Here is a 12052-nt window from a genome sequence, read left to right as displayed (position 1 = left end):
AGCACAGCCACAACAATAACTTTTAACACACAACCCGGTAAAGCCCTGCATTTATTCAAATGCAGGGCTTTACTGTTACACAACCATGCTGTTATAGTCGAAAATTTAAAGTTAACACCAATTATATATATCTTTATCACTAACAGTATATTTTAGCTAATACCTTATATCAATTAATGAAATTTAAAAAACTGGAGGCTCTGAGAGGTTTTGCAGCCCTATATATAGTTGTTAACCATGTGTTTACTTTTGACATAGTTAAAAACTCAGCACCGGCAATTGTACGCTTGCCTTTTAGATTTGGACAAGAAGCTGTGACTATGTTCTTTTTATTGTCAGGATTTGTGATTTACTTATCAGTTTCACGAAGTACCACCATAGATTTTCCCAAATACTTTTTAAAACGATTTGTTAGGATATATCCTATTTTAATTATCACTTTCATTATATCAATTGTTGTAGCTTTCATAAATCAGCATCATTTTGTTATGGAAGATGGACGAACATTTATAGGTAATTTATTTATGTTGCAAGACCTTGACGGTAGGCCGGGCTACTTTACATTGCCGTTTTTAGAGAACTGGCCTTTGTGGTCATTGTCTTATGAATGGAGTTTTTATTTATTGTTTTACCCGATATATGTTTTCTTTATTAAAGAAAACACAATAAAAATATCATCAACTTATGTGGTTTTGGGTATTTCTATGTGTGGCTGGCTGCTGTATATGGTTTTTCCCAACCATTTATTTTTAGTTGTAGCGTATTTTTCATTATGGTGGGCAGGTGTAGCCTGTGCCCAGGTTTATTTAAAATACAAAACGTTTACCTTTGAGACGCTTAAGCCCGTATTTTGGTCATTAGGTGTAATGACGATAATTACCTCTGTTCCGTTTATATGGAGATTATTATATGGCGGATATTTACACCCGATAGAATATCCCATAATAACTTTCCGGAATTACTTCATGTCTATTATATTAATTCTTGCAGGACTTACCTGGTGGCAAACCAAACTAAAAGGATTTGATGCATTGTTAGGATGGTTTGAAAAAATTGCACCAATTTCATACGGCTTATATGTTAGCCATTATGTGTTACTAAGTTTAAATATGCCGGCATTCATAAACCCATATTTGGCGATTTTAATCAGACTTGCACTTGCATTTTTAACTGCTTATTTATTAGAAATAAAAATGCAACCTGTATTTAATAATTTACTGTTAAAAAGGCAGGGTATTGTTAAATGAAAAATGGCGATATTAACATAAATTTTTTTTAAAAGATAATCTGAGTTAACAGATAAGTAATAACTTTAGGAAATTTTAACCCTAAATAAATCTTATCATGGCAGTTACATCAGTATCATCTGCTAACACCGATATATCGGTAGTTAACGGAACAACAACACCAGTTTTAACATTAGATAATGTTAATGGCATTACTAAAACATATTACGATCCCACGAGTTCAATCCAAACACAATTAAATTCAAAAGCCAATCAAACGGTTTTTGTGTTAATTGCGGCCGCCAATGCAGATATAACGACTGCGCTACAAACGGCATTAAATACTTATAGTGAAGTGGTTATTGATGGCTCGCCCGGGCAATATGTTATAAATACAACTATAACTATGCCTTCTGACGTGCAATTGCGGGGTGTTAATAATGCCACCATTGCCTGTGGTAATTCCCCAACTGGCGATCTGGTTACGTATATGCGTTATTTCATTCTTTCAAACAGCAATAATTTAATAACGAATATTACATTTAAACCATCAGCAACAGGTTTTCCAAGTTTAGCGTCCTATGGGGCGGCAGCTATTAAAGTAACAGGCGACCATTGTGAAGTTAGCTTTTGTACTTTTCAATTTACTTTTGCTTATGATATTGATACCTATGCTGTTTGGTGTGGAAATGCTACATCCATATACAATAAGGTATTGAATAATAAATGCTATACAGTTGGTATTCAATATGCCGAGAATGCGGCCTCATATAATACCTGCGATAGCAATTTCATATATAACGCATCTACAGATGGTTTGCAAGGTACGGGCAATGCTAGTCCTTCAAACCCCTGTTTTGGAAATATTGTAACCAATAATATTGTTATTAGTGCAGGTTGGTCTGGTATTGAAGATCAACAAGAAATCATAGGAACCATAATAAGCAATAATGTTATTTTAAATTCAGGCCAGGCACCGGGGGCCCCGGCATTAGGACAGGGTATGGGTATAAGCGCAGCCGGTATAAAAACACAGGTTACCGGTAATGAAATTACCGGGTTCTCAATTTATGGCGTGGAGTCTGAAACCGCAAGTGGAATAATAATTGATAATAATACAATTAAAGATACCACCGGAGGGCAAATAGGGATATTTGTTAATTGTTTAACTGGCCGTTCAACAACTGATTATATATTGGCGATGGCTATAACCAATAATAATGTTATTGGCTGTTTAACAGGCATTGGAACACAGGGAGATGTTAACGTGTATGTTAATATACAAGGAAATACAATAAAAGACTATGTAGGCGCAGGGATTTCGATAGATACTAATGGAGCAGATCCTGCTATTAATATTACAAGCAATACCCTGATATTAACAGTGCCCACGGCTACTGGTCGTACTGCTATTACTACCTATACACCATCAATAACTACGATTAAAGGTTATATTAGGGTGGCCAATAACAATATTATATACGTACAATCTGCTTCGGGCGGTGCCGGTACCGAATTTGGTATAAGTGTATCTCATGCGGGTACACTTATTGAAAATAATGTGGTAAACTGTAACGGGGTAAGCGGCACTGTTTATACTTATGATGGTAATGGCAATGCTGTTGATGCTACTAAATTTATTAATAATAAAAGTTTGGGTACTAATGCAGTTGTAAGTTTAAGCACATTTACGAACACAATATTTATAGGGAACAACTGGCCAGGAGGCGACCAGCAAATATTAGCTGATGTTGTGAAAACGGCCACTAATGCAGCATATACAATAACCAGTGCAGGTCAGCTTGTTAAATTACCCGTTATAACTGCAAACCGTGTAGTTACATTGCCTGCTGCTTCCAACTATACTGGTAAAATCATCAAAATATGGAACCAAAATACAAGTGCTTCATTTAAATGGAGTTTTAGCGGGACGGTAAAGGATGCCACCAATACCACTATTACTACACTTACCAATACGGTATGGTATATATTAGAAAGTGACGGTACTAACTGGTTAAAAACCAATTAAAACCAAAACGGCCTATAGCTATATAGCTATAGGCCGTTTAAAATATATAACAGTTTCAAATTATTCCTCCACTATCTCGCTGTTGGGGTTGCTCTCAACTGGTGTTTCCTGTTTAAAATAGTGTTTCTGGAATAGCAATATTAAAATTACGCCTATCGAAATTGCCGAATCGGCCACGTTAAACACCGGCCTGAAAAACACATAATCCTCGCCACCCCAAATGGGCAGCCAGGTAGGGAAGTTGCCAGATAATAACGGGAAATAAAACATATCAACCACACGACCATGAAAAAGGGCCTCGCGCTGATAAATCACTCCATAAAAAGTAGAATCGAGAATATTACCCATGGCTCCGGCAAATATTAATGCCACGTTCATGATAAGGCCTCGATGGTATTTATGCTGTATCAAATAAAATAAACCGTAGCCAATACCACAAACAGCCACAATGCGGAATAGCGTTAGCAGTAGTTTTCCAAACGTGCCACCCAACTCCATACCAAAGGCCATGCCGTTATTTTCGGTATAATGTAACATGCCGCGGCTACCCAAAAAGTGGATCTCTTCGCCCAGCAGCATGTGGGTGCGCACCCAGGTTTTAACAAGCTGGTCAATAATAATAATTAAAATAGCAACAGAAAAAGGTTTGATATAAGCAGCCTTCATTTATTGCTTTAGTTTAGCTTCCATGGTTAAAGTGGTATGCGGCACGGCGCGTAAACGCTCTTTAGGTATCAGTTTACCGGTTTCGCGGCAAATACCGTAAGTTTTATTTTCAATACGTACCAAAGCTGCTTCTAACTGCTCAATAAACTTTTTTTGGCGGGCCGCTAATTGATTGATCTGTTCTTTCTCCAACGTGGCTGATCCGTCTTCCAATGTTTTGTAAGTACCTGCCGTATCATCAGTGCCATTTGCGTTTGGCGAGCTTAATGATGTTGCCAAAGCGTTCAACTCTTCTTTGGCGCTGCTTAATTTATCCAGCAACAGCTCTTTAAATTCTTTCAGCTCTATGTCGCTGTACCTGGTTTTTTCGTTTTCTACTTTCATTATACTTTATTAATAGCAATAATTATTTCGTTTTCATCAATGGTGATAATTTCGCCTTCATTTAACTGATTATCAAGCACTATTGTATCGGCTAAAATTTCGGCGCAAATATATGATAAATTATTATTTAACGCTTCGGTAATAAAAGGCACATCGCTTAACCTTACGTTTATTTTATCGGTTACGTCAAATTCTTTCGCTTTACGCAGATTCTGTATCCTGTTAACCAATTCGCGCGATATACCTTCCTGTTTCAATTCGTTGGTTATCGTAACGTCTAAAGCTACGGTTAGTTTGCCTAAATTTGCAACTTGCCATCCGGGCACGTCTTCGGCTATAATTTCTACATCAGCAGTTAGCAGTTGGTAGTTGGCAGTTTGCAGTTGGATGCTTCCATCGTTTTCCAATTTAGCGATACTATCCTGATCTAAATTATTTATTTCTTCGGCAACCGCTTTCATATCCTTGCCCACCTTGGCGCCAAGCACTTTAAAGTTTGGTTTTATTTTCTTTTTGACAAAACCGGCGGTATCGGTTATATATTCAATATCCTTAATGTTGGTTTCAGATAGTATTAGCTCTTTTACCTGTTCAACCTGGGCTTTAAAATTTTTATCCAGTATGGGCAGCAATATTTTGCTTAAAGGCTGGCGCACGTTAATGCTTACCTTTTTGCGTAGCGATAATACAAGTGACGATATATCCTGCGCCATTTGCATACGCTCTTCCAATGCCGGGTTTACCAGTTTATCATCATAAGCCGGATAGGCTGTCAGGTGCACTGATTCAAACGCTTCTTTGTGGGTTATGCTATTCAGGTCGTTATACAGGCGGTCGGCAAAAAAAGGTGCTATTGGCGACATTAACTGGGCAACGGTAACCAAACAGGTATACAACGTTTGGTAAGCAGAAATCTTATCATCCGAATTGTCTGACCGCCAAAAGCGGCGGCGACTTAAACGTACGTACCAGTTACTTAAATGCGCGTCCACAAAATCCTGTATGGCGCGGGCAGCTTTGGTAGGCTCAAAATCGGCATAAAAAGCATCAACATCCTTGCTTAAGGTATTTAAAAGCGATATGATCCATTGGTCAATTTCGGGCCGTTTTGATAAATCAACTTCAGCTTCGCTGTACGTGAATTTGTCGATATTGGCATACATTACAAAAAAGCTGTACGTATTATGCAGCGTGCCAAAAAACTTACGACGCACCTCATCAATACCTTCGGTATTAAATTTTAGGTTATCCCACGGCGCGGCATTGCTTATCATATACCAGCGTGGGGCGTCGGCACCAAACTGCTCAATAGTTTCAAAAGGGTCAACGCCGTTACCCAAACGTTTTGACATTTTGTTGCCGTTTTTATCAAGCACCAAACCGTTTGATATCACGTTTTTAAACGCGATACCTTTATTACCAACTTCGGCGTTTATTTTTTTGATCTCGTCGCTGGCCTCGCTAAGCATTACCGCAATGGCGTGTAGCGTAAAAAACCAGCCGCGGGTTTGGTCAACCCCTTCGGCAATAAAATCAGCAGGATATGATTTTTTAAACTCATCCCTGTTCTCAAACGGAAAGTGCCATTGCGCGTAAGGCATGGCACCGCTATCAAACCAAACATCAATCAAATCAGGCTCGCGGTACATACGGTTGCCGGTTGATGACCGTAATATAATATCATCAACATACGGCCGGTGCAGGTCGCTCAGGTCAAAATCCTTCGGCATAAACCCTGCGGCTACGGCTTTGCCTATCTCTATTTGTAACTCTTCTATTGATCCGATGCAAATTTCTTCGCCTCCATTTTCCTCGCGCCATATAGGTAGCGGAGTACCCCAAAAGCGTGAGCGCGACAAGTTCCAGTCAACCAAATTTTCCAGCCAGTTGCCAAAACGGCCCGTTCCGGTTGATTCGGGTTTCCAGTTAATGGTTTTGTTTAGCTCCACCATTTTATCCTTAACGGCGGTGGTGCGCACAAACCAGCTATCTAACGGATAATATAAAATAGGCTCATCACTGCGCCACGAGTGCGGGTAGCTGTGCTCATATTTTTTTACGTCGAAGGCTCTATTCTCTGTTTTTAATTTAATAGAGATGAGCACATCCGTTGGCTTAAAGCCCTCTTCGGCGCGCTCGGCATCATTGTAATATTCTTCTTTAACGTAGCGTCCGGCAAAGTCAGTCACTTCCTCAACAAAACGTCCCTGCTTATCTACAAGTGGCACATCTTTACCCGCTTCATCTTGTACCAAGATGGCTGGTACACCCGCCTCTTTGGCTACCCTAAAGTCATCCGCGCCAAAGGTTGGGGCAATGTGTACTATACCTGTACCATCCTCGGTAGTCACAAAATCGCCGGGGATAACGCGGAACGCATTTTTCTCCAGGTCGGCGTTGGTTACATATGGTAATAATTGTTCGTAGTGTATGCCTACCAATTGAGCGCCTTTATAAGTGCCTTTTATAGCCCACGGAATAATTTTATCACTGGGTTTATAATCTTCAAAAGATGCGTTTTCACCATCCGCTTTAAATAACTTACCCACCAGGTCCTTTGCCAATACAACCGTTATAGGTGTAAAAGTATAAGGATTAAAGGTGCTTATTTTAACGTAATCTATTTTTTCGCCAACGGCTAATGCACTGTTTGACGGCAATGTCCAGGGTGTAGTGGTCCATGCTAAAATGAAAACATCGGTATCAATGCCTTCAAATAAAAACGCCGAATCCTGATCCCTTTTAACCTTAAACTGCGCGGTTATGGTAGTATCCTTCACCATTTTGTAGGTGCCCGGCTGGTTCAACTCGTGCGAGCTAAGGCCGGTGCCCGATTTTGGCGAATAAGGTTGTATAGTATAGCCTTTGTATAAGTATCCAGCGGTATGCAATTGCTTCAGTATCCACCAAAGCGACTCGATATATTCGTTTTTATAGGTGATGTACGGGTCTTCCAGATCAACCCAGTAACCCATTTTTTCGGTAAGGTCGTTCCAAACATCGGTATAGCGCATTACCTCCTTGCGGCAGGCGTCGTTATATTCTTTTACAGTAATTTTTTTGCCGATATCGTCTTTGGTGATTCCTAATGCCTTTTCAACAGCTAACTCAATAGGAAGGCCGTGTGTATCCCAGCCGCCTTTACGCTCTACGCGGTAACCTTTTAAGGTTTTGTAACGGCAAAAAATATCTTTAATGGCACGCGCCATAACGTGGTGAATACCGGGCATACCGTTAGCGCTCGGCGGCCCCTCGTAAAAAGTGTATGGGTTATCCGCCGGGCGACTACTGATGCTTTTTTCGAAGATTTTTTCTTTCTTCCAAAACTCCAGTACGTCTTTGCCCGTTTGCGATAGGTTTAACTGTTTATATTCTTTGTACATCAATATTACCTCACCTCAATTTTTAGAGGTTGCAAAAATAGGGAAATTTAAAATGATTTTTTCCATTTGATGGGATGAAAATGAAGCTAATACGCCACGTTTGGTTAATATATTGCTAATATATGGCACGACTGGCCCCGCCATCAACCGGTATGGTTGCTCCTGTAATGTATGCTGCCTGTTCTGAAGCTAAAAATGTAACCACCGCGGCCGACTCCTCGGGCTTGCCAATGCGGCGCAAGGGGATATTTTCGGCACGTTTTTTTAAATTTTCTTCTATATCAGCACCTTTAGGTACCGTTTTGGTAATGCGGTCGGTAAGCATGGTACCCGGCGCAACGTTGTTAACGGTGATATTGTAGGGTGCAAACTCGTCCGACATCATTTTAGCCATCCCAACTACACCCATACGCATAGTGGTTGACAGTACCGAACCGGCCAACACCGATTTTACCGATACGCTTATTAAGTTAATGATGCGCCCGCTGCCGCTTTTTTGCAGGTAAGGCAGCGCTAAACGACTTGCACGGGCAACGCTCCTTAAATTAAGGTCGAACGCTTGTTGCCAGGCATCATCATCAAAGTTTTCAAATTTATCAAATGGTGGTCCTCCGGCGTTGTTCACCAAAATATCTATTCGGCCAAAAGCGTCCGCTGCTTTTTGTATAAAGGTTTTTATTTGCTCAATATCAGTTACATCAACAGGGATAGCAATTACCTCGTTGCCGGTAAGTTGTTGTATTTCGGCGGCAGTTTTGTTGAGTTCTGTTTCATTACGCGAGCCTATAATAACTTTGGCGCCTTCGGCGGACAAAGCTGTTGCTATGGCTTTGCCCAAGCCTTTGCTGGCGGCAAGTACGATGGCTACTTTGTTGTTAAGCTTTAAATCCATGATGTAAAGATATTGGTTAAACCGTGTTGATTGGTTATGGTTTGAAAAGTTCGCGATTAACTCACCCGACCTTTGCTTCGCTCGGCCACCCTCTCTATGCTAGAGAGGGGTTTAACTTACGGCAATAACCCTCTTTCCGCCAAAGGCGAAGGGATGATGTAGAGCGTAGCGATTACAGGAGGGTAAAAGTGGTTGAATTTTCATTAAATTTGATGCACCATGAAAAAATTCATTCGCGGTTTTGGTTACGCTTTTAAGGGCATTGGCTATGCCGCTAAAACCCAGTTAAATTTCCGCGTCCATTTGGTGGCAACCCTTTTAGCTGTGTTTTTGGGCTTTGCTTTGCATATATCCGTTAACGAATGGCAATGGATAATACTATGTGTGGCATTGGTTTTAACTGCCGAATTGTTTAACACCGCCATTGAGTTTTTAACCGACCTGGTATCGCCCGAATACAATAAGCTGGCCGGGCACGTAAAGGATATAAGTGCCGGTGCGGTATTAATAACCGCTTTTTTTGCGCTGGCAACCGGTATCATCATTTTTTTACCCAAACTGCAATTGTTAATACAACATGCTGCATAAAACCAGGGGCATTGTTTTTAAAACTACAGATTATGGCGAAAGCAGCGTTATTGTGCAGGTTTTTACCGAAAAGTTTGGGCTGCAATCATACCTCATTAATGGCGTAAAAAAGCCCAAGGCCAAAATAAGCCGCAATATGCTGCAGCCCCTGCATTTGCTGGACATGGTGGTTTACCATAAAACCAACGGTGCTGTACAACGCATTGCCGAATTAAAAAATGCGCCCCAGCTGCAATCCATCCCTTATGATGTCATAAAAAGCAGCTTGGTTATTTTTTTAAACGAGGTGCTTTACAAAGCCGTTAAACAGCAAACAGCCGACGAAAATTTATTTGATTTTGTTTTTAACGCGATAGAATGGCTTGACCACCAAACAACAGGCCTGGCTAATTTCCATCTGTTTTTTTTAGTGCGACTTACACGTTATCTCGGCTTTTATCCCGATAAATACCCGGCCGTGGGTGATGCAGAGTTTTTTGATATGAAAAACGGCACATTTACCCGTTATAAGCCTGATCTTAATTATTTATCGCCCCCGCATACCCAAAACTTTAATAAATTGCTGTTAAGTAGTTTTGAAACCCTGCCGCAACTAAAACTGGCTAATGACGAGCGGCGATTCCTGTTATCCAAACTGCTTGAATATTACGCCATGCATATTGAAGGATTTGGCTATGTAAGGTCGCACGAGATTTTGGAAGAGGTATTGAGTTAGTAAGATTTACGAAGTTTTTAAAAACTTCGTAAATCTATATCTTTAAGCTGCGGTGCCAAATATGTGCTTTTTAATAAAATCAATACTTGACTGTGGCAGACTTGCGCCATCAGTTTGCGTTATGGAGCCATCGGCATTAATTTTAAGGGTGGCATCCATATTATTTTCCAGGTGAACGTGTAGTATATCGTGGTCCTTTTCTACCTGGCAGGTTAGTTCGCGCTCGGCGTACGAAAGTTTAAATTCATATTTCCCATCTTTTTCTGCCGGGGTTTTATCTTGAGTTTCGTTCATGGCTTAGTGTTTTTGTTTAAATAACACTATAAACAGGCGTATGTTTATTATTTTAATAAATACACCAAACAACAAAGGAGGCTTGTGGGCCTCCTTTGCTAATTAACTGACTTATTATTTACCATAAAGAACAATTGATTAGTATCGATAACATAACAATTATTCAAATATATAATCTATAGAGTTAACAGTCTAATTTTTAACCAATTTTAACACATCAATTTTTAAACATCCCCAATGTTAATAACTATTTAAGGATTAAGGGTATAGCGTACAGAGAAACGAAGGTAGGGATATCGCTTGGTATCCTGCGGGCGGGTAGAGTAATGACCATTTAAAAAGAAGTAGCCTGACTCGGCACATAGCGAAATATTGTTCGCAAACCGGTAGCTTACCTCGTTGGTTATAGCATGCAAAAAGTAATGAGATGAATTGCCATTTATGGTTTTTATCCATCCGCCACGGTAGTTAATACTATAGAAAAATTTATCAGCTACATTTAAGCCGCCGCTGCCTGAAACACTAAGGCCCGGTCCGTAATCATAATTTCGACCATGGTATAAATATTGGCTGGGTATAGCAGCCAACAGGATAGCGCCGGCACTAAGCGCGGTATTTAACTGCAGCTTGTTTATAGGCTCCATTTTGGAATATAGGTTTATATTAACACTTTGTCCCCCATAAAAAAAAGCGGAGTTATGTATATAATCATAATTGGCTGATAAAATAGCCAGGTGCTGAAAACGCCCGTTTGAGCGTATGGGCCACCCTGCAAGCGACCCGTAAACGCTGAGGGTATTTACTACGGTACTATCGTCCTTGCCAAATTCCGTCATGATAGAAATATTGCTGAAGGGCTTGCGGTAGTCCTGGTAAGGCGAACCATATAACAGCCGTGCCCGGCCATACCAGCCAAAATGCCCGTCGTGCAGCGGATTGTTATTGCCCACACTAAATTTACGCAGGCCTATATCAAACTCGGCCGTTATTTTTGACGAGTCACGGTCGGCGGGGCTGTAGTTATATTTGGTCCATTTGCCATCCATCAGGCGGTTAAGGCCATTCATGGGGTTAATTAGCAAGCCAAAAATTTCGGTTGCTATATGTTTGGCGCCGCGCTGCTTATTGTTATTTACAATTTTGTTGGCCAGCCGATAGGTCATCTCGCCCAAAACTACACCGCCGAAGCTGGTATTAATAAAATCGTTTGGCGCGGGTGCCTGATTTTCGGCGAAGGTTTCCCAAAGGTAGCTGCCTACCATTGCAGCTGGGGCGGCTTGCCAAAAACTATAGCCATTGGCACGGTAAGCACTAAAAAATAGGCTGCCATGATACGGGTGACCAAATTGGTTGGTTTGAAAATTATCATTATCCCACTCCCAGCTGCTGGGTTTTAAATTATGGCCCACGGTATTCCATGATATATGGGTATAGTCAACCTGGCGGATGTTGTTATCAATTACAAAGGGGGTAAGCTCGGCACCAATAAACTCTATGAGGGCGCGGCCGGGCCGCTTTTTGTTTTCGGCAATAGCTATTTGCCTGCGCGACAACGGCCGCGGGGGCAGGGGTACCTCTTTAAGTTTGGCGCTGTCAACATCCTGTATAAACGGCATTTGCTGTGCAGCGGCGGTTTTACCCAAACCAATAAAAACTAAAAGCACCACCGCAATGCGCGTTAGTTTAATGAGTAAGCGGCGGCGTATCAAGGTAAGTTGAGGTAATGCAGTAATCATATTTTGGAACGGCAGGTTACCATAGCAACTTAAAGGGGGGGATTTTGTTTGTATTGGGGATGAAATTTGACTGCCGTATCTTATTTTAGGACGATACAATTGTTGCATTATTACTAAACCACAAGCGGTGACGCTTGCG

General features: G+C 40.9%; 10 protein-coding genes. 4 read left to right on the top strand and 6 right to left on the bottom strand.

What is annotated here, in order from left to right; translation table 11 throughout:
* The first annotated feature begins 176 nt into the window (after positions 1 to 176).
* Both ABI367_RS09245 and ABI367_RS09240 read left to right on the top strand, forming a co-directional pair.
* The gene (locus tag ABI367_RS09245; RefSeq protein ID WP_462227069.1) at positions 177 to 1247 is read left to right on the top strand and encodes an acyltransferase family protein; all 1071 of its coding nucleotides are present in this window, start codon (positions 177 to 179) and stop codon (positions 1245 to 1247) included.
* Between the two features lie 97 nt (positions 1248 to 1344).
* Entirely contained in the window at positions 1345 to 3255 is a 1911-nt protein-coding gene (locus ABI367_RS09240) for an autotransporter outer membrane beta-barrel domain-containing protein (protein ID WP_462227068.1), read from the top strand.
* 60 nt (positions 3256 to 3315) lie between these two features.
* On the opposite strand, the gene ABI367_RS09235 is transcribed toward ABI367_RS09240, so the two are convergent.
* The 4 genes from ABI367_RS09235 to ABI367_RS09220 all read right to left on the bottom strand — a co-directional run bounded on the left by ABI367_RS09235 (position 3316) and on the right by ABI367_RS09220 (position 8580).
* A complete protein-coding gene (locus tag ABI367_RS09235) occupies positions 3316 to 3921 on the bottom strand; it encodes a lipoprotein signal peptidase (protein WP_462227066.1) in 606 nt (201 codons plus the stop codon).
* Positions 3922 to 4305 carry a TraR/DksA family transcriptional regulator gene (locus ABI367_RS09230; protein ID WP_462227064.1) on the bottom strand — a complete coding sequence of 128 codons (384 nt, stop codon included), beginning with the start codon at positions 4303 to 4305 and terminating at the stop codon, positions 3922 to 3924.
* Entirely contained in the window at positions 4305 to 7688 is a 3384-nt protein-coding gene (ileS, locus tag ABI367_RS09225; protein ID WP_462227061.1) for an isoleucine--tRNA ligase, read from the bottom strand. Before ileS ends, ABI367_RS09230 begins: the two co-directional genes overlap by 1 nt.
* 115 nt (positions 7689 to 7803) lie before the next feature.
* Entirely contained in the window at positions 7804 to 8580 is a 777-nt protein-coding gene (locus ABI367_RS09220; RefSeq protein WP_462227059.1) for an SDR family NAD(P)-dependent oxidoreductase, read from the bottom strand.
* A gap of 219 nt (positions 8581 to 8799) precedes the next feature.
* On the opposite strand from ABI367_RS09220, the gene ABI367_RS09215 reads away from it, so the two are divergent.
* Together ABI367_RS09215 and recO are read left to right on the top strand one after the other, a co-directional pair.
* Positions 8800 to 9168 (top strand): diacylglycerol kinase family protein, encoded by a 369-nt coding sequence (locus ABI367_RS09215; RefSeq protein ID WP_462227057.1) that lies wholly within the window; start codon positions 8800 to 8802, stop codon positions 9166 to 9168.
* Complete coding sequence (gene recO / locus ABI367_RS09210; RefSeq protein WP_462227055.1) at positions 9158 to 9883, top strand: DNA repair protein RecO; 726 nt, start codon at positions 9158 to 9160, stop codon at positions 9881 to 9883. Before ABI367_RS09215 ends, recO begins: the two co-directional genes overlap by 11 nt.
* Before the next feature lie 42 nt (positions 9884 to 9925).
* Here recO and ABI367_RS09205 read toward each other — a convergent pair whose 3' ends face one another.
* Together ABI367_RS09205 and ABI367_RS09200 are read right to left on the bottom strand one after the other, a co-directional pair.
* The gene (locus ABI367_RS09205) at positions 9926 to 10177 is read right to left on the bottom strand and encodes a hypothetical protein (RefSeq protein ID WP_462227053.1); all 252 of its coding nucleotides are present in this window, start codon (positions 10175 to 10177) and stop codon (positions 9926 to 9928) included.
* Between the two features lie 251 nt (positions 10178 to 10428).
* The gene (locus tag ABI367_RS09200) at positions 10429 to 11913 is read right to left on the bottom strand and encodes a DUF3943 domain-containing protein (RefSeq protein WP_462227051.1); all 1485 of its coding nucleotides are present in this window, start codon (positions 11911 to 11913) and stop codon (positions 10429 to 10431) included.
* Positions 11914 to 12052: the final 139 nt, after the last annotated feature.

It is taken from the genome of Mucilaginibacter sp. (genome assembly GCF_039935595.1).
Classification (GTDB): Bacteria; Bacteroidota; Bacteroidia; order Sphingobacteriales; family Sphingobacteriaceae; genus Mucilaginibacter.
Note: the sequence above shows the minus strand (reverse complement) of the source record. Positions and strands in the feature narration are given on the sequence as shown.